At 67.3% G+C, this 17,483-nt stretch carries 15 protein-coding genes and 1 riboswitch; of the genes, 7 read left to right on the top strand and 8 right to left on the bottom strand.

Annotation, left to right across the window (positions count from 1 at the left end):
- Positions 1 to 32: 32 nt before the first annotated feature.
- Positions 33 to 178: riboswitch (FMN riboswitch) on the bottom strand.
- 305 nt (positions 179 to 483) lie between these two features.
- The 4 genes from ACZK1G_RS03295 to ACZK1G_RS03280 all read left to right on the top strand — a co-directional run bounded on the left by ACZK1G_RS03295 (position 484) and on the right by ACZK1G_RS03280 (position 3,314).
- The gene (locus tag ACZK1G_RS03295; RefSeq protein ID WP_049443130.1) at positions 484 to 1,119 is read left to right on the top strand and encodes a hypothetical protein; all 636 of its coding nucleotides are present in this window, start codon (positions 484 to 486) and stop codon (positions 1,117 to 1,119) included.
- Between the two features lie 151 nt (positions 1,120 to 1,270).
- Positions 1,271 to 2,155 (top strand): hypothetical protein, encoded by an 885-nt coding sequence (locus tag ACZK1G_RS03290; protein ID WP_049443129.1) that lies wholly within the window; start codon positions 1,271 to 1,273, stop codon positions 2,153 to 2,155.
- 1 nt (position 2,156) lies between these two features.
- A complete protein-coding gene (locus tag ACZK1G_RS03285) occupies positions 2,157 to 2,795 on the top strand; it encodes a hypothetical protein (protein ID WP_049443128.1) in 639 nt (212 codons plus the stop codon).
- Positions 2,796 to 2,879: 84 nt separating this feature from the next.
- Entirely contained in the window at positions 2,880 to 3,314 is a 435-nt protein-coding gene (locus ACZK1G_RS03280) for a hypothetical protein (protein WP_233490833.1), read from the top strand.
- Between the two features lie 35 nt (positions 3,315 to 3,349).
- On the opposite strand, the gene ribD is transcribed toward ACZK1G_RS03280, so the two are convergent.
- The 6 genes from ribD to ACZK1G_RS03250 all read right to left on the bottom strand — a co-directional run bounded on the left by ribD (position 3,350) and on the right by ACZK1G_RS03250 (position 8,068).
- Positions 3,350 to 4,435, bottom strand: coding sequence for a bifunctional diaminohydroxyphosphoribosylaminopyrimidine deaminase/5-amino-6-(5-phosphoribosylamino)uracil reductase RibD (gene ribD / locus ACZK1G_RS03275; protein WP_101764928.1), 1,086 nt, complete (start codon positions 4,433 to 4,435; stop codon positions 3,350 to 3,352).
- Positions 4,436 to 4,529: 94 nt separating this feature from the next.
- Complete coding sequence (gene nrdR, locus ACZK1G_RS03270; RefSeq protein WP_005415256.1) at positions 4,530 to 5,051, bottom strand: transcriptional regulator NrdR; 522 nt, start codon at positions 5,049 to 5,051, stop codon at positions 4,530 to 4,532.
- A gap of 149 nt (positions 5,052 to 5,200) precedes the next feature.
- Positions 5,201 to 5,629: a hypothetical protein gene (locus ACZK1G_RS03265; protein WP_049443126.1), complete on the bottom strand. Its 429-nt coding sequence runs from the start codon at positions 5,627 to 5,629 to the stop codon at positions 5,201 to 5,203.
- The gene (locus ACZK1G_RS03260) at positions 5,622 to 6,086 is read right to left on the bottom strand and encodes a hypothetical protein (RefSeq protein WP_049443125.1); all 465 of its coding nucleotides are present in this window, start codon (positions 6,084 to 6,086) and stop codon (positions 5,622 to 5,624) included. Before ACZK1G_RS03260 ends, ACZK1G_RS03265 begins: the two co-directional genes overlap by 8 nt.
- A gap of 67 nt (positions 6,087 to 6,153) precedes the next feature.
- The gene (gene glyA / locus ACZK1G_RS03255; RefSeq protein ID WP_049443124.1) at positions 6,154 to 7,407 is read right to left on the bottom strand and encodes a serine hydroxymethyltransferase; all 1,254 of its coding nucleotides are present in this window, start codon (positions 7,405 to 7,407) and stop codon (positions 6,154 to 6,156) included.
- A gap of 187 nt (positions 7,408 to 7,594) precedes the next feature.
- A complete protein-coding gene (locus ACZK1G_RS03250; protein WP_049443123.1) occupies positions 7,595 to 8,068 on the bottom strand; it encodes an RcnB family protein in 474 nt (157 codons plus the stop codon).
- A gap of 253 nt (positions 8,069 to 8,321) precedes the next feature.
- Here ACZK1G_RS03250 and ettA point away from each other — a divergent pair, with 253 nt between their 5' ends.
- The 3 genes from ettA to ACZK1G_RS03235 all read left to right on the top strand — a co-directional run bounded on the left by ettA (position 8,322) and on the right by ACZK1G_RS03235 (position 12,511).
- Positions 8,322 to 9,986 (top strand): energy-dependent translational throttle protein EttA, encoded by a 1,665-nt coding sequence (gene ettA / locus ACZK1G_RS03245; RefSeq protein ID WP_014035954.1) that lies wholly within the window; start codon positions 8,322 to 8,324, stop codon positions 9,984 to 9,986.
- A gap of 100 nt (positions 9,987 to 10,086) precedes the next feature.
- Entirely contained in the window at positions 10,087 to 11,403 is a 1,317-nt protein-coding gene (locus ACZK1G_RS03240) for an NCS2 family permease (RefSeq protein ID WP_005408048.1), read from the top strand.
- A gap of 103 nt (positions 11,404 to 11,506) precedes the next feature.
- Positions 11,507 to 12,511: a DUF4434 domain-containing protein gene (locus ACZK1G_RS03235; RefSeq protein ID WP_233490832.1), complete on the top strand. Its 1,005-nt coding sequence runs from the start codon at positions 11,507 to 11,509 to the stop codon at positions 12,509 to 12,511.
- On the opposite strand, the gene ACZK1G_RS03230 is transcribed toward ACZK1G_RS03235, so the two are convergent.
- Both ACZK1G_RS03230 and ACZK1G_RS03225 read right to left on the bottom strand, forming a co-directional pair.
- Positions 12,505 to 15,339, bottom strand: coding sequence for an NfrA family protein (locus ACZK1G_RS03230; RefSeq protein WP_101764927.1), 2,835 nt, complete (start codon positions 15,337 to 15,339; stop codon positions 12,505 to 12,507). The two genes, ACZK1G_RS03235 and ACZK1G_RS03230, sit on opposite strands and share 7 nt — an antisense overlap.
- Entirely contained in the window at positions 15,336 to 17,483 is a 2,148-nt protein-coding gene (locus tag ACZK1G_RS03225; protein WP_049443120.1) for a glycosyl transferase family protein, read from the bottom strand. Before ACZK1G_RS03225 ends, ACZK1G_RS03230 begins: the two co-directional genes overlap by 4 nt.

Below are 17,483 nucleotides of genomic sequence, written 5' to 3'. Positions count from 1 at the left end.
AAACAGGCGCACGCAGGGCATGAGCCCTGTGGCACCGTCTTCTTTCATCCGGACTATGACCGTCGGCTCCGGCATTGGACCGGATCTGCTGACCCCCGGCCGTGGGCCGGGGCGCTCGCGGGCTCGTGCTTGCGCACCTACCGCCGGTGGGGAATTGCACCCCGCCCTGAAGACGTTTGTGTACCGGCGAACCGGCGCGGCTAGTGTACCAGCCCGGGCTGAACGGGGTGGATGACCGGGGTCGATCCCTTTCCACAGGAAAGGGCTCTGACCCCCGGGACGGGTGGCGCAGCAGCACTGGGGTCAGAGCCGTTTCCCGATGGGAAACGGCTCCGACCCCCAACCCCGGCCTGCCCCGGCCTGTGATGGTCGTCTCTCGCATTCCGTGAAATTTTCATTAAACTCGACCATCGGACGACATGAGGTCGTCACGGGTCGCCCGGAGGGCAGCCCGCCAATGGACTGAAACTCACAGGAATTCCCATGCGCAAGATCCTGATCGTGGCCGCCCTGCTGGCCGCCGCCCCGTTCGCGGCTTCGGCCGACGCCCTGAGCTACACCTACGTTGAAGGCGGCTGGACGCAGCTGCAGCTGGACAATGGTGGTGGCTCGAAGCCCAGGCTGGACGGCGGCTACATTCGTGGTTCGGTAGCCATTGCCGAGCAGGTGCACGTGTTTGGCGGCTACACCGCTGTCACCAAGACCTACAACCACAACTATTACGACATTGCGGTGCGCATCAAGCAGAAGGTGCAGTCGCCGGAACTGGGCATCGGCTATCACATGCCCTGGACCGATCGCGTGGATTTCACCGCTGATGCTGCCTGGGTGCGTCTGGACGAAGAGTTCAAGATGTCGTTCGACGGCCGCCAGGTGGATCGCCTGAAGGATCACACCAACGTGGGCCGCGTCACCATGGGTATCCGCGGCAAGCCGTCGCGCATGACCGAAGCCTGGGCCAAGGCCGGCTACATGGATGGCGGCAACAACTTCAAGGGCACCTGGGTCGGCACCGTCGGCGGCCAGATCAACTTCACCAAGACCTGGGGTCTGGTGGGCGAGATCTCGGGCTACCGCGACGTCACCCAGTACTCGGCCGGCGTGCGCGCCAGCTTCTGATCCAACGATCGCTCCTCGTCGTGCGATCGAACGGGCCCCGCAAGGGGCCCGTTTTTTGGCCGGGGTACACCGCTATGTGACCTCTGGTCGCCATCGAAAGTAGCGCTGGATGCGCTAGGCTTGCGCGCCTCTGGAACAGGAAAGCTCCGTCATGAAGACCCCCTTGCGTACCCTGCTGGCCAGCGCCCTGCTGTCTGCCCCGCTGCTGGCCAGCGCCGCCCCGGCCACGCTGACGCCCGAACAGGCCTTCGACCTGTATGCGCGCGTCCTGCTGGAAGACGACGCCGCCGCGACCCGCACCCTCAACGATGCGCTGAAGCCCGCCTTCGACGGCCAGGATGCGGTAACCCCGAACCCGGGCGCATTGGCCAAGGCGCTGGCCGAACCGTGGCAGGTCGTGCTTGCCAGCAGCGGCGCAAAGGCCGACGCGGCCGCCACCGAAGCGCTGTATGCCAAGGCCCTGCGTGATTCGAAGTGCCGCGCGACCAAGAGCGTGATCGAAGACAACGAGTACGTCGAAGACCAGAAGCTGGCGCGCATCACCTTCAGCTGCCAGGTGCCCGACCTGGGCAAGGTGCGCCCGCTGTTCGCCGCCAGCCTTGCATCCGACGCCAGCCCGGCCTCGCGCAAGCAGTTCACCGACGCCTACACCCAGGCGCTGCAGAGCGGTGCGCGCGTACCGGTCAGCGGCACCTTCACCCTGTACCCGGCCAAGGACAACGGCTACTGGTACAGCGGCAACTTAGACGATCTGGTGGGCACCGTGGCCGGCGCACTGGCACCGTTCGAGGACTGGATGCAGGACGCGCAGGCGGCCAACGCACCGAAGGTGACCGGCGTACCCGGCTGCGACCTGCTGCTGCAGCAGCACCGCGCCTGCGTGACGAAGATCGCGCCGGACCAGCTCAGCGGCGTGGATGCGATGGCCGAGGAACTGAAGGCCAAGGCCCAGGTGCAGTCTGCCGATGAGATGACGCAGGAGTGCAAGGCGCTGCGCCCGATCGCCGAGATGATGTGGACCGACGCGTGCGCCTGAGATGGTTCCGCTGAAACACCTGGGGCTGGCCGCACTGCTGCTGGCTCCCGGCAGCGCGCTGGCCGGTACCGGGGCGGCATCGCCGGCGCAGCTGTTCGATCTGCATGCACAAGTGATCCTGCATGGCGATGCCGCTGCGCAAAGGGCGCTGGCCGCGCAGCTGGAGACGGATGACGCAAAGGCCTTCGTTGCCGCGTTGACGGCTGCAAGCCAACTGGATGAAGCACCCGAGCTCGCGGAATGGCCCGCTGCTGCGCAGGCGCTGCGCAAGCGGCAGGCCTCGGCGCAGTGCAAGGCCGTGGCGGTGCGTTGGCCACAGGGCCACGACGGCGACGTTGCCGAAGTGGCTTACCGCTGCCATTTGCCGGATCTGTCGGGCCTGCTACCGCTGTATCGCCAGCATCGTGTGCCCTTCAATGGGCCGCATCCGCCGCAGATGTCCGCGCCCCTGGCGGCCGCTTACACGACGGCGATGCACAACGCACCCGACCGCGTACGCAGCGGCACGCTGATCTTCCAGCGCAATGGCGATCACCGCGCATGGCGCGTGCGCGATCCGGGCCCGCTGATGGCGCTGGTGGCCGACGCCTTCCTGCCGTTCTTCGAATGGAACGAGCACCTGCCGGACGATTCCGGGTAGCGCGGGGCCGCATTTCGGCTCACGGCCGCGGATGACGACTGCATCCGCACTTTCAGAACCGTTGCATGGCCCTATGCGGCCTTCATGATCAATGCTGTTGCCCTCTTCCACCGGGGCACCCGCATGAAACATCGTACGACGTCGACCACGGTCATGCTGATGGCGCTGCTGACGCTGACGGCGTGCGGGGAAGCCAAAGTACCCAAGTCCAGGATTACGACCTTCTCGGTCCGCCCAGCAGTTGCCTTCGAGTCAACCCTGCTGAGCGACAGGCAGCTGGATGCGTGGATGAGCGAAGACGACGACTGCCACGCGTTCCTGATGTACCACGATCAGTGCGCCGTGTTGGTATTGCCCCATGAGTACGACGACGGTTTTACCCGTCACCAGCTGCGATTGAAGGCGAAGAAACTGCCGGGCGAGGCACTGGGTGCGTACTGCCGCAACCTGCATGCGCTGTGGAAGCAGCAGTGGAAGGGCCAGTGCCCCGTCGGCGAAGAAGACGACGAAGACGCCTGACGACAAGGGCGTCGCCCCCGTTCCGCGTCATTCCATCACGGGCGCAGCAGCAACCTGATGTCCTCGCCGACCTGGCGCTGATCGACCACGCGCAGGCGGCGCTGCTGGTCCATGGCATCGATGCCGAGGCCAGCCAGCAGCGGGCGACCGTTGTCGCCCAGCAGCGTAGGCGCCTGATACAGCAGCAGTTCGTCTACCCAGTCGCCGCGCAGCAAGGCGCCGGCCAGGGTGGCGCCGGCTTCGGTATGCACTTCGTTGATGCCACGCTCGGCCAGCAGCGCCAGCACCGCGCCCAGGTCCAGCCGCCCATCAACGCAGGGCACGCTGGCGAATTCGGCGTCGGCCGCATCCGGTACACTCACTGCAGCATCGTGCAGGTACAGCGTCGGTGCCCCACCCTCGCGCACGCGGCTGCACTCCAGCGAGCGCAGGCGCGAATCCAGCACCACACGCAGTGGCGGCATCACCTCGGTATCGGCCAGGCGCACGGTCAGCATCGGGTCGTCGGCCAGCACCGTGTCGGCGCCGGTCAGGATCGCACCCGCGCGCGCACGCCAGTGCTGCACGTCTTCGCGCGCGGCCGGGCCGGTGATCCACTTGGAGCTGCCATCGGCCATCGCGGTACGGCCATCGAGGCTGGCGGCCAGCTTCACCCGCAACCACGGCCGATTGCGCTCCACGCGCGACAGGAAGCCCTTGTTGAGCTCACGTGCCTGCGCCGCCATCAGGCCTTCGGCGACCTCGATGCCGGCATTGCGCAGCAGATCGAAGCCACCCCCATCGACCTTCGGGAACGGATCGCGCATTGCCGCGACCACGCGCGACACGCCTGCTTCGATCAAGGCCAGCGCGCACGGCGGCGTGCGCCCATAGTGCGCGCAGGGTTCCAGGGTGACGTAGGCGGTGGCACCGCGGGCCTCGCTGCCGGCCTCGCGCAACGCGAACACCTCAGCGTGCGGTCCACCGGCGCGCTGGTGCCAGCCCTGCCCGACCACGCGTTCGCCGTGGGCGATCACGCAGCCGACCATCGGGTTGGGGCGGGTGGTGTAAGCGGCGCGCTCGGCCAGGCGCAGTGCGTTGGCCATGTGCAGGTGGTCGAGGACGGAGAACGTGGTGGTCATGCGGCCATGGTAGCGCCGTTGGTCGCGGTGTAGATCCACGCCATGCGTGGATGAAGCGTACGGCGCCAACCAAGGTTGGCATCTACCGGGGCGATCAGCCCTTCTTCTTCTTGGTCAGGGCGATCACATCGCCCAGCAGCTGCAGCTGTTCGGTACTGGACGGCAGGTCGCGCTCGAGCTTCTCGATCTCCTCGCGGAAATCGGCGACGTCCTCGAAGCTGCGGTAGACCGACGCGAAGCGCACATAGCCCACATGATCGAGCTTGCGCAGTTCGTTCATCACGAACTCGCCGACCTTGATCGAGGGCACTTCGCGCTCGCCGCTGATGCGCAGCTGGTGAACCACCGCACGCACCGCCGCTTCGATCTTGTCTTCGGGCACCGCGCGCTTCTGCAGCGCGCGGTCAAAGCCAGCACGCACCTTGCGTTGGTCGAACGCCTCGCGGGTGCCATCGCTCTTGACGATGGCAGGCAGTTTCAGCTCGACCGTTTCCAGGGTGCTGAAGCGCTCGCCGCAGGCTTCGCACTCACGCCGACGGCGAATCGTCGCGCCGTCTTCGGAGACGCGCGAGTCGATGACCCGGGTATCGGCATGTTGGCAGAAGGGGCAGTGCATGGAACGCCTGGCTCAGGAAAGTACCTATTGCCACGGTCATGGCAGCGTCGCAAAGGTACCTGAGAAGGGGCGCAGCAGCAAATGCTGTCTGCGCGCAAGCGCCTGCATTTCGGCCAATCAGAGCATCCCGGGGTATCTGGACTACCCGCTCAACCAGGTGCGGGCGGCAGCGTGGCCGCGCGTGCCCAGCGCAGCCACGCCAGATGTGCCGCCGGCAGCAGCAACGGCGGGCCGAGGAAGAGATAGGCCAGCACAATCAGGTCCGGATCGGTAAACACCCGATGCACCGCGACGGCGACCATCCCCACGGCGGCCAGCACGCCCAGCCCGAGGCCTCCCCAAAGGGGCCAGGGTGCCGCGCACAGCGCGGCCTGACCGCGCCACAGGAACAGGCCAGCCAACACCCCCCAGGCAAGCAGCCCGATGAGCCCAGCGCCTGCCCACAGCAGCTCGATGGCGGTCAGGCAGTCGGGAGCCACCACCAGCCCAAGCACCGCCAACGTGCCTGCGGCGGCGATGATCGGGATGCCCAGCAGCAGGGACAGCCCGACCCGGCGCTTGTGCACGGCTTCATCCACGGTGAGAGGACTCCTGGACAGAGCGCCGCCCACGCAGACACAGAAGCATCAGCATGCCAGCAGGCACCCACAGGGACGGCCCGGCGAACAGCCCGCTCAGCACGGATGGACCAAGCTCGGTGAAGTAGTACAGCGCCATCGCCAGCAACGGCAGGGCCGCCAGCACACCCATGCCCAGCAGCCACCACCAACGGCGCGATGCCATGCGCAGGCCCCGTGCCCCATCGCGCAGCCAGAAGATGCTGAGTGCAACCCAGGCCACCAGACCGGTAATCGCGGACACGCCCCACGCGAACATGCCGGCAGCAAACCAGAGTTTGTCCGCGTCCAGGGAGATCAGTCCGATCACGCCCATGACCAGGGCGATGCAGGCGCCCGCGCCGCCGAAGAACAGGCTGGGCAGGCCAAACAGCACCGCCAGCGCGGTGTACAGGTACTTGAGGCGGCGCTCATCCATGCGCGGTTGCTCCGATACGGGGGTCAGAGCCCTTTCCGTCAGGAAAGGGCTCTGACCCCTGCTGCGATCAGCCGTAGACCGGATACTTGCGGCACTGCGCGCTGACGGCATCGCGCACGCGGGCGATGACGGCGTCATCGTTCGGTGCGTCGAGCACGTCGGCGATCCAGTTGGCCAGTTCCACGCAATCCTGTTCGACGTAGCCACGGGTGGTCACCGCCGGGGTACCCAGGCGCAGGCCCGAGGTCACGAACGGCGAACGCGGGTCGTTCGGCACCGAGTTCTTGTTGACGGTGATGTGGGCCTTGCCCAGCGCGGCTTCCGCGTCCTTGCCGGACACGTCCTTGCCGATCATGTCGACCAGCATCAGGTGGTTCTGGGTGCCACCGGAGACGATCTTGTAACCACGCGCAATGAGCGTGTTGGCCATCGCCTGGGCGTTCTTCACCACCTGCTGCTGGTAGGCCTTGAAGCCCGGTTCCAGCGCTTCCTTGAAGGCCACGGCCTTGCCGGCGATGACGTGCATCAGCGGACCGCCCTGGATGCCCGGGAACACGATCGACTGCAGCTTCTTGACCAGGTCTTCGTCGGCGCCCTTGGCGACGATGATGCCGCCGCGCGGGCCGCGCAGGGTCTTGTGGGTGGTCGAGGTGACCACGTGGGCGTGCTCCAGCGGGCTCGGGTAGACGCCAGCAGCAACCAGGCCGGCGACGTGGGCCATGTCGACGAACAGGTAGGCACCGACCTTGTCGGCGATGGCACGGAAGCGCGCCCAGTCGATCACCTGCGAGTAGGCCGAGAAGCCGGCCACGACCATCTTCGGCTTGTGCTCCAGGGCCAGGCGCTCGACTTCGTCGTAATCGATCAGGCCCTGGTCGTTCACACCGTACTGCACGGCGTTGAACAGCTTGCCCGAGGCGTTGACCTTGGCACCATGGGTGAGGTGGCCGCCGTGGGCCAGGCTCATGCCGAGGATGGTGTCACCCGGCTGCAGCAGGGCGAAGTACACGGCCTGGTTGGCCTGCGAACCGCTGTGCGGCTGCACGTTGGCGTAGTCCGCGCCGAACAGCTGCTTCAGGCGGTCGATCGCCAGCTGCTCGGCGATGTCCACGTATTCGCAGCCACCGTAGTAGCGCTTGCCCGGGTAGCCTTCGGCGTACTTGTTGGTCAGCTGGCTGCCCTGGGCTTCCATCACCGCCGGGCTGGTGTAGTTCTCGCTGGCGATCAGCTCGACGTGGTCTTCCTGGCGCTGGGTCTCAGCGGCGATGGCCTTGGCCAGTTCGGGATCGTAGGATTCGATGCGGACGTCACGCGGGAACATCGGGTACTCCAGCAGGCAGGGAAAAGGGGTACGACTCAGCCCTCGATTGTAGCCCCGCACCGGCCCGCTGGGGCCGAAACAGACGGGGCCGGCATCCCCGAAGGAATCCGGCCCCGTATGGTTTCGATTGATGGTGTGGGGTCAGAGCCCTTTCCGCTGGAAAGGGATCCGACCCCGGCCGCGATCCTCAGCGGCTGCTGAGCACGTACTGGGCGATCACGCCGGTGGCGATGGCGACCAGCAGCATGTTGCCGCGGTCATCGCGGATCCACTGGTGCCCATAGGGCGGGCGACGCAGGTGGTAGCGCGGGTAGTCGTTCACCACGTAGACCGGTCCGCGGTAGTAGTCGCGATAGCGATGGCCGACCTTCCAGCCGTAGCCGGGGCCATAGGCCGGGCGATAGACCACGCGCGGCGGTGCCGGGCGGTAGTAGCGGTCATGATCGCGGTGCCATTCACGGCGGTCCTGGCGGTAGTCGTGCCGGGCCTCGCGGCGGTCGCGCTCCCAGTCACGGCGATCCTGGCGCCACTCGCGGCGGTCCTCGCGCCACTCGCGGCGATCATGGTCGCGGCGGTGGTCGTTGTCGGCGAAGGCCGGGGCCACGGCGCCGAACGCCAGCACAGAGGCCACGGCGCCGGCCATTACTCGATTGATGCGCATGTCAGACCTCTGCTTGGGTGGGTGGTGAGCCCATATTGCGCACCCGAACTGAACCGTTTCCGGCTGGAAACGCTTCCCGCTGCGGGACTGTGACGAAGTATTCAGCCCACGGCCAGCCCGGCGACGCCTGCCCGGCGCGGCCGGGAACCGGTTCCGGCTATAATTGGCGGTATTCCTTTTCAGTCTGTGCCCGCTGCCGCAACGGGATGTTCCCGTGACGGGCCGGGCGCAGGGCCGCGCCTACGGAGACCTCATGTCCTCGCAATACATCTACACCATGAACCGCGTGTCCAAGGTGGTCCCGCCCAAGCGGCAGATCATCAAGGACATCTCGCTGTCCTTCTTCCCGGGCGCGAAGATCGGCCTGCTGGGCCTGAACGGCGCCGGCAAGTCCACCGTGCTGAAGATCATGGCCGGCGTGGACACCGATTTCGAGGGCGAAGCCCGCCCGCAGCCGGGCATCAAGGTCGGCTATCTGGCGCAGGAGCCGGAACTGGACCCGACCAAGACCGTGCGTGAAGCGGTCGAGGAAGGCGTGGGCGAAGTGCTGCAGGCCCAGGCCGCGCTGGACGCGGTGTACCTGGCCTACGCCGAGGAAGGTGCCGACTTCGACGCGCTGGCCAAGGAACAGGAGCGCCTGGAGGCGATCCTGGCCGCTGGCGACGCGCACACCCTGGAAAACCAGCTGGACGTGGCCGCCGATGCGCTGCGCCTGCCGCCGTGGGATGCCATCGTCGGCAAGCTGTCCGGTGGTGAGAAGCGCCGCGTGGCGCTGTGCCGCCTGCTGCTGCAGAAGCCGGACATGCTGCTGCTCGACGAACCGACCAACCACCTCGACGCCGAGTCGGTGGAATGGCTGGAACAGTTCCTGGCGCGCTACACCGGCACCGTGGTGGCGGTCACCCACGATCGCTACTTCCTGGACAACGCCGCCGAGTGGATCCTGGAACTGGACCGCGGCCGCGGCATTCCGTGGAAGGGCAACTACACCGACTGGCTGACCCAGAAGGATGAGCGCCTGAAGCAGGAAGACAACCAGGAAAAGGCTCGCCAGAAGGCGATCCAGAAGGAACTGGAGTGGTCGCGTCAGAACGCCAAGGGCGGCCGCACCAAGGGCAAGGCCCGTCTGGCTCGCCTGGAAGAGCTGCAGTCGGTCGATTACCAGAAGCGCAACGAGACCAATGAAATCTTCATCCCGCCGGGCGAGCGCCTGGGCAATGCGGTGATGGAGTTCAAGAACGTCTCCAAGAAGTTCGGCGACCGCCTGCTGTTCGACAACCTGAACTTCCTGGTGCCGGCCGGCGCCATCGTCGGCATCATCGGCCCGAACGGTGCCGGTAAGTCGACCCTGTTCAAGATGATCACCGGCCAGGAAAAGCCGGACACCGGCGAGATCGTGGTCGGCCCGACCGTGAAGCTGTCCTATGTGGACCAGAGCCGCGACGCGCTGGAAGGCAACCACAACGTCTTCCAGGAAATCGCTGGCGGCCTGGACATCCTCAACATCAACGGCATCGAGATCCAGTCGCGCGCCTACATCGGCCGCTTCAACTTCAAGGGCCAGGACCAGCAGAAGATGGTCGGTTCGCTGTCCGGTGGTGAGCGTGGCCGCCTGCACATGGCCAAGACCCTGCTGCAGGGTGGCAACGTGCTGCTGCTCGACGAACCGTCCAACGACCTGGACATCGAAACCCTGCGTGCGCTGGAAGATGCGCTGCTGGAGTTCCCGGGCAACACCTTCGTCATTTCGCATGACCGCTGGTTCCTGGATCGCATCGCGACCCACATCCTGGCGTTCGAAGGCGACTCGCACGTGGAGTTCTTCCAGGGCAACTACCGCGAGTACGAAGAAGACAAGCGCCGCCGCATGGGCGACGACGCTGCGCCGAAGCGCCTGCGCTTCAAGGCGCTGAAGTAAGGCAACAGGAAAGGCCGCGCTCGCGCGGCCTTTCTCCTTTTGCAATGTGTACCGACCATGCATGCCGGCCAGCGGCCGGCATCTACCCATGAGCGACCCCATGTCCCTGTTCGAGCGCCTGTTCCAGCTGCAGCAGCACGGCACCACCGTGCGTACCGAGCTGCTGGCCGGTGTCACCACCTTCCTGACGATGTCCTACATCGTCTTCGTGAACCCCGAGATCCTCGGCACCACCGGCATGGATGCGGGTGCGGTGTTCGTGGCCACCTGCCTGGCCGCTGCGTTGGGCTCGGCAGTGATGGCGCTGGCCGCCAATTTCCCGGTTGGCATGGCACCGGGCATGGGCCTGAACGCGTTCTTCGCGTTCACCGTGGTCGGTGCCGCCGGCCTGCCATGGCAGCAGGCTCTGGGGGCGGTGTTCATCTCCGGCCTGGTGTTCCTGGTGCTGTCGCTGACCGGCGTGCGGGCATGGTTGGTGTCGGGCATTCCTTCGTCGCTGCGCTCGGCGATCGTGGCCGGCATCGGCCTGTTCCTGGCGATCATCGCGCTGCAGAAGTCCGGCGTGATCGTCGGCAATGAAGACACGCTGGTGGCGCTGGGCCCGTTGAACACCGCGCCGCCGCTGCTGGCGCTGGCTGGTTTCCTGCTGATCGCGGTACTGGAAGCACGCCGCATCCGCGGTGCGATCCTGATCGGCATCCTGGCGGTGACCGGCGCCGGCTGGGCGCTGGGCGACGTGCAGTACCAGGGCCTGGTCTCGCTGCCGCCGAGCCTGGCGCCCACCTTCCTGCAGCTGGACCTGCCAGGCCTGCTGCACCATGACGGCGGCGCGCCGATCGCGGTGCTGCTGCAGGTGGTGCTGGTGTTCGTGCTGGTGGAAGTGTTCGATGCCACCGGCACCCTGTACGGCGTGGTCGGCCGCGCCGGCCTGCTGAAGCTGCCAGGCGCGCAGAAGCGTTTCGGCCGCGCTCTGCTGGCCGACAGCACGGCGATCGTGGCCGGCTCGATGCTCGGCACCAGCAGCACCACGGCCTTCGCTGAAAGCGCCTCGGGCGTGCAGGTGGGCGGCCGTACCGGCCTGACCGCGCTGGTCGTATCGGCGCTGTTCCTGGCCGCGTTGCTGTTCTCGCCATTGGCGGCGATGGTGCCCAGCTATGCCACCGCGCCGGCGCTGCTGTTCGTGGCCGGTCTGATGCTGCGCGAACTGGTGGAAGTGGACTGGAGCGACCTGACCGAATCGGTGCCGGCCGCGCTGTGTGCGCTGGCGATGCCGTTCACTTACTCCATCGCCAACGGCCTGGCGTTCGGCTTCATCGCCTATGCCGCGCTGAAGGCCGGCACCGGCCGCTGGCGCGAAGTGCACCCGGCGGTATGGCTGGTGGCGGTGCTGTTCACCCTACGCTACGCGTTGGAATAAGCGGTAGGCGATGCCGGCCAGCGGCCGGCACTACCAGAGCACGCTTCGGCCTGCGGCCGGTGTGGTTCACCTGCCGCGCACGGTGCTCTGGGATGATGCAGGCATGGTTCCGCCTGTCCTTCCCGCTGATCCGTCTTCGCCGTTGCGCCGCCGGTTGCTGCGCGCGGCAGTGCTGGCACCGCTCGCCGGTACGCTCGCCACCCTGCCCGGCTGTTCGCTGCCGGTGCAGGTGGATGGCACCTTCCTGCAGCCCTGGCGCAGCCACCTGCAATGGGGCCTGGCCGACTGGCAACGTTCGTTGAAGCTTGCCCATACGCTGGGCTGCCGGCAGCTGGTGCTGCAGTGGACCGGCATCGTCGGTGGCAGCGACGGCGACTGGTCGTTGCCGGACAGCAGCCTGCAGCAGCTGTTCACCGCCGCCAGCGAGAACAACCTCCGCATCCGCGTCGGCCTGCCCTTCCAGCAACGCTGGTGGCAGGCCATTGGTGCCGACGATGCCACGCTGCAGGCCTTCCTGGCCGACAGCCTGGCGCAGGCACGCCAGTGGTTGGCACAGGCGCCCTGGGCGCAGCAACCCGCCTTCGGGGGCTGGTACCTGCCCTACGAATTGGAGCAGTACCACTGGGCCGATCCGGCACGCCAGCAGTGGCTGGCACGGTGGCTGCACGGCCTGGTGCAGGCCGCCAGTGCACGCGGGGGCGACTGCGCGATGTCCTGCTACTTCAGCCGCCTGCAGACCGACGGCAACCTGGTCACGCTGTGGCAGGCAGTGCTGGCACAGGCCGCGCTGCGGCCAATGGTGCAGGACGGCGTGGGGGTTGCCGGCGCCGGCAACGTGCAGCAGCTGCAACCGCTGCTCCATCATTTCCACGCGCACGGCATCGGCTTCGATGCGATCGTCGAACTGTTCCGCGAACTGCCCGGCAGCGCCGCCGACGGCAGCGCGTTCAAGGGCGAGACCGCCGATGCCGCGCGCATCCAGCGGCAGCTGGCGTGGGCACGCGACAGCGGTGCGCAGCACGTGCTGGTCTATGCACTGGAGCCGTGGCTGACCCAGGACACGCCGCAGGCCGCGGCGCTGCGACGACGTTGGGGCGTGCCTCAGTAGTAGAGGATGGCGGTGGCGAACAGGCCCTTGGCGCGCTGCGTATCACCGCCGCCGATCGCGAAGCGATACTGCACGGTCAGGTCCAGGTAGGAGCGCGGTGTGTTGTAGTGGTCCTCGCGGAACCAGTAGCGCACGCCCACGCCCGGGCCCGCGCCAAGGGACCAGCTGCGCTGCGTATCGTTGAGCGCGAACGACTGCGCCGGGAACAGCGGGTAACGGATGTTGCGCACGCGCGAGCGCTGGTCGAGCCAGTCCGCCCCCACCACCACGTACGGCGTGACCACCCAGTGGGTCTGCCCGGCACCAAAGCGGAAGCTGCGGCCAACACGCAGTTCACCGGCAGCGAACCACTGCTCGCGATGCAGGCGCCCGTTGGCATCGCCGATCCGCCGCACCGGTGTGCCGTTGGCATCGAGCGCGTCAAGGGTGAAGTGGGCGCTGTTGTCGTCCCAGGTGTAGCCGCCCTGCGCGTAACCGCTGACCATCCACCACTGGTTCACGTCGGTGCGCAGATCAGTGCCGTGGTAATAGCCGTAGGTCAGGTAGGACATCCAGCCGCCGGAACCGCTGGCCAAGCGGTAGCGGGCCAGTGTGCTGGCTTCCAGTGGTGGGTTCAGGGACAGCTGCAGGCTGCATTGCACGGCCGCCGATGCGGGATAGACATCGCCCGTGCGGGTGGCGCTGCCAAGGAACTGGCGGCGCTCGATGCCGGCGCTCAGGCCGGTCTGGCCGAAGGCGTAGCGCATGCCGAACGAGGCGATGGTGGACGGCCAGCCGGTGGTGGAGCGCGAATGGCTGAGACGTTCAGCGCGTGCGCGTGCATCCGGTGTCGATTCACCAGTGCACGGATCCACCGCGCGGATCGATTCGTAGGTGCCGCCCTGGTCGTACAGGGTGTTGAGCAGGCGTGCATAGAGTTCCAGCGTGCCGTGCCGGTCGTTGAAAGCCGGGGGCCGCCAGAACGCCTCCAGCGTACTGAACACCGAATCACCCGGCGTGCTGATCGCCGCGCCGCCGACATTGGTTGCGGCCTGGCGCGCACCCCGGAAACCGGCCGAGGCGATCACGCCCCACTCGCGCGAATAGTTGGCGATGGCATTGCGCACGTTGTAGCGCTGATGCTCATCCAGCGGCAGCTCACCGGCGTCGGCGCGGTCGATGGCGCTGCGCAGCAGTGACACCGCCTGTGGATGATCGCCATTGGCCGCACTCGCGTACGCCTGGTCGAGCACAACGCTCTTCGGTGCCTTGCCGGTGGCCTCGGCGGCGCGGAAGTCCGCCAGTGCCTGCGCCGGTTCGTGTGCCTTCTGGTTGAGGTAGCCGCGCTGCATCAGCGCCTCCGCATCGTCAGGGCGCTGTGCCAGCGCCGCATCCAGGCGCTGCCGTGCTTCGTCCTGCTGGGCGCGGTTGCCCGACGCCAGCGTGGTGGTCAGCAGGCCCTGCAGCTTCGCGTCGTCCGGCGCGCGCTGCACGGCCTGCCGCGCCTCACCGATGGCCTCGGCGTAGTCCTGGCGCGCGTAGGCAGCGTAGGCACGCTGCGCGGCACCACCATCGCCCTGCAGGTCGGCCGGCATCAGCTCGCAGACATTGCCTGTGTCGCCCGACTGGCAGTGCTGGAACGGTGCCGGGTAGGTCTGGGCGCTGATGCGGGGGAGCGCGCGACTGGAGCGGATCGCCCGGCCGCGCTGCTCGATGGCCTGCTGCAGCAGCTGCTGCGCGCGTGCATCGCCCGCATCCGTTGGCAATGCCGACTGCAGAGGTGCCAGCAGCGCTGCGGCGCGCGTGCGGTCGGCACTGGCCAGCGCCGCATCCACCGCCAGCAGGCGCACGTTGCGCTGCTGCGTTGTTGACCCCGGCGCAGCGAGTGCGGTGTCGAAGTCCTGATTGGCGAGCACGGTATTGCCCTGGCGCTGGCGCAGGTAGCCGCGCATCACCCGTGCATTGAGATCCTGGCCGTCGGCCTGCAACGCCTGGTCGGCACTGCGCTCGGCGTCGGCCAGCTGCCCCTGCTGCAGCTGCGCGGTAATCAGCAGCAACCGGTACGTGGCCACCTCCGGTGCCAGCTCGACAGCTGCACGTGCCTGCGCAACGGCCGCGGCATCATCCTGCGTGGACAACGACCGATACGCCTGCTGCGCCTGCAGCAGCGCGCGCTGGCGATCCAGCGCCACGCGCCGGTCCTGCAGCGCCTCGGCATTCGGCGCGCCCAGCTGCAGTGCGGTGGCAATGGCGGCGTCGGCCTGTTCGGGCTGCTGCTGTGCCTCCAGCGCAGCCACCCACAGCAACGCCCAGGCCCCCTGCGTCGGCTGCTGCCGGAAGGCCTGTTCGGCCTTGCCGGCCGCCTCTCCCATCCGCCCCGCGTCATAGGCCACGTAGGCTTCGGTGGCCAGCGCGTAGGCCTGTTGCCTGCTGCGGTCCGCGGCACTGCCGACCGGACGCGATGGGGATGTCGTGCGCGCACCTTCGCCGCCAGTCGCCGCGCTGCGTGCAGCGGTGGCAGCCGCCAGCGCCGGCAATGCCGGATCCTTCAACCCCGCATCCAGTGCACGACGTGCCTGCTGCTGCGCCTCCGCACCCCGCCCCAGTTTCTGCAGCGCATAGATCTGCAGCAGGCGCAGCCGCACCACGTCCGGGCGCAGCCGGATCGCTTCCGTGGACTGCTGGTAAGCCGCCGGGTAGTCGCCGCGCTCATAGGCAGCAAACGCCTGCTCGGCAATGCGGTAGGCCGCACCGGACAGCGGCAGTGCTGCATCAGCCTGTGCCAGGACCGGCGCGGCGGCGCTGGCCAGTGCCACGGCAATGACGGTGGACAGCAGCGTGGTCTTCATGCCGGCAAGGCTCCGGGAGGCGGCGACTGCAGCGCGGCCGCACGCCGGCGCTGTTCCTGCATGGCCTGGGCCACCGCGTCTTCGGTGGTGATGCCCTGCTTGACCAGGTAATCGCCAATGCGGCCATCGCGCTGCGGCTTGTACGCGTCCAGCGCGATCTCGAAGCGCGCGTGGTCGATCAGGCGCATCTCCACCAGCAGGTCACCCAGCAAGGGCACGTTGTCCAGATGCCAATGCCGGTCGCCGCCGATCAGGCGCAGACCGGCGTTGATTTCGCTTTCGCGGGCAATGCTCTGTTCGATGTGCTCGCTGCGGGTTTCCTGCTTCAGCAGTGCCAACGCCTCTTCGGGCAATGGGCTGGCCACGGCCAGCCGCAGGGTGCCCTGCTGGCGCGGTGGCAGCGGCAACATGCGCCATTGCACGCAGGCATCGGCACTGACCGGGAACTGGCACGCGCGCAGGTAGTCCACGTCGATCACCGCGCGTTGCAGGTCGCCCTGGAAGGCGATCGCCTCGGCCAGCGTTTCATCATCCAGCCAGCCCTGGGTGAGCAGGATGCGGCCCAGTGGCTGCTGCCGGCCGGCATGCTGCTGGTCCAGCGCCTGCTGCAGCCGCTCGGGCTCCACTGCCTGCCAGGTGGTCAACAGCTCGCCCAGCTGCTTGCGGGTCTGCACCAGCTGCGCGGCATCCGGGAAGTCGTGCATGGTCTTGTCCCAGACCATGCGCTTGCCGAACAGCAGGTAGGCCAGGAACACCTTCCACGCGCGTGCGGTGGCCATGAAGTTGATCATGTTGCCGACCACCATGCGCGGGATCGACATCAACGCATGCTCCCAACCATACAGCCGGTTGACGAAGTAGAAGCGCTGCACGACCCGGGTCGCCAGCGCCGCCGTGGTCAGCAGCGCCACGTTCATCTGCCAGGTACCGGCCTGGAACACGCTGGGGAACTGCATCGTCCATACCCCGGTCATCTTCAGCAGCCAGAACAGCAGCAGCTGCAGGAAGATGAGGTAGGCGATGATGCTGACGAACGAGGTGATGATGCCCTTGCGGTCGCGCGCCAGCAGGTACTTGGTGGCCAGCGAGCCGCGCCAGCCCAGCGACTCCCAGCTCTGCAGGCCGATGCCCAGCACCCAGCGCGCCTTCTGCCGGTACGAGGCACGGAAGTTGTCGGGGAAGTATTCGCGCACGCACAGCGCCATCTGCTGGGTGCGCTCGCGTACCGGCCCCCAGCCGAACCATGACGGGCGACGCACGCGGAACTGCACCGGGAAGCGCGCGAAGATCGACTGCATGCCCATCGCCGCCAGCCGCGCACCAACGTCGTAATCCTCGGTGAGGCTGTCGGTGTTGAAGGGCTGGTTGTCGGTCTGCGCGCTCAGTGCCAGCAGCGCGCGCCGCGAGAAGCAGGTGCCGACGCCCGCCGACGGCACCATGCCGGAAACACTTTCACGCACTACCAGATCCTTGGCGTGCCATTCGGCGAATTCGTCCATGTAGACACCGGCCACCAGCTCGTACCACTCGCGGTCCAGCGAGGTGACCGGCAGCTGGATCATGTCCTTGCGCGGCAGCAGGTAGTTGTAGAAGCGCAGTTCCATCGGGTGCAGCACGTCCTCGCTGTCGTGCAGGATCACCCCGGCGAACTCGATGTCGTGGCGCTTCTCGTAATCGAAGATCGCCAGGATCAGCCAGTTCAGGCAGTCGGCCTTGCTGGTCGGACCGTCGTGCGGCACCTCCACGCGGCGCAGGCGCTTGTAGCGGCGGCGCATGCGCTCGACTTCGTCGATGGTCTGCTGGTCGTTGGGATAGGTGCCGACGAACACGACGTACTCGCGGTAGTCGAGCACGTTGATCATGTTCTCCACCATCTGCGCGATGACGTCGTACTCCATCCACGCCGGCACCATGATCGCCAGCGGCTGTTCCGGCCGCTGCAGCAGGTCGTCCTGGGTCAGCGGCCGGTACGCATCGCGGCGCTTGATCGTCAGCGCGCGCCAGCTCTCGCGTACCCAGTACCAGACATCGATGAACAGGTCATCGAGGCTGGAGATCAGGATCAGCACGGCCACCGCCGCCGCCGTGGCTTCCAGGGCGGCGTAGTAGTTGGCCAGCTGGATGTTCCAGAACAGACCGTCCAC

This window comes from Stenotrophomonas sp. 109824_Sma (assembly GCF_056480025.1).
Note: the sequence above shows the minus strand (reverse complement) of the source record. Positions and strands in the feature narration are given on the sequence as shown.

Excerpts from the sequence above, each read along its gene's own strand:
- nrdR (WP_005415256.1), bottom strand. The coding sequence starts at position 5,051 with ATGCACTGCCCCTTCTGCCAACATGCCGATACCCGGGTCATCGACTCG.
- ACZK1G_RS03235 (WP_233490832.1), top strand. The coding sequence starts at position 11,507 with ATGGTTCCGCCTGTCCTTCCCGCTGATCCGTCTTCGCCGTTGCGCCGC.
- ACZK1G_RS03295 (WP_049443130.1), top strand. The coding sequence starts at position 484 with ATGCGCAAGATCCTGATCGTGGCCGCCCTGCTGGCCGCCGCCCCGTTC.
- ACZK1G_RS03280 (WP_233490833.1), top strand. The coding sequence starts at position 2,880 with ATGATCAATGCTGTTGCCCTCTTCCACCGGGGCACCCGCATGAAACAT.
- ACZK1G_RS03290 (WP_049443129.1), top strand. The coding sequence starts at position 1,271 with ATGAAGACCCCCTTGCGTACCCTGCTGGCCAGCGCCCTGCTGTCTGCC.
- ACZK1G_RS03285 (WP_049443128.1), top strand. The coding sequence starts at position 2,157 with ATGGTTCCGCTGAAACACCTGGGGCTGGCCGCACTGCTGCTGGCTCCC.
- ACZK1G_RS03240 (WP_005408048.1), top strand. The coding sequence starts at position 10,087 with ATGTCCCTGTTCGAGCGCCTGTTCCAGCTGCAGCAGCACGGCACCACC.
- ACZK1G_RS03260 (WP_049443125.1), bottom strand. The coding sequence starts at position 6,086 with ATGGATGAGCGCCGCCTCAAGTACCTGTACACCGCGCTGGCGGTGCTG.
- glyA (WP_049443124.1), bottom strand. The coding sequence starts at position 7,407 with ATGTTCCCGCGTGACGTCCGCATCGAATCCTACGATCCCGAACTGGCC.
- ribD (WP_101764928.1), bottom strand. The coding sequence starts at position 4,435 with ATGACCACCACGTTCTCCGTCCTCGACCACCTGCACATGGCCAACGCA.
- ACZK1G_RS03230 (WP_101764927.1), bottom strand. The coding sequence starts at position 15,339 with ATGAAGACCACGCTGCTGTCCACCGTCATTGCCGTGGCACTGGCCAGC.
- ettA (WP_014035954.1), top strand. The coding sequence starts at position 8,322 with ATGTCCTCGCAATACATCTACACCATGAACCGCGTGTCCAAGGTGGTC.
- ACZK1G_RS03250 (WP_049443123.1), bottom strand. The coding sequence starts at position 8,068 with ATGCGCATCAATCGAGTAATGGCCGGCGCCGTGGCCTCTGTGCTGGCG.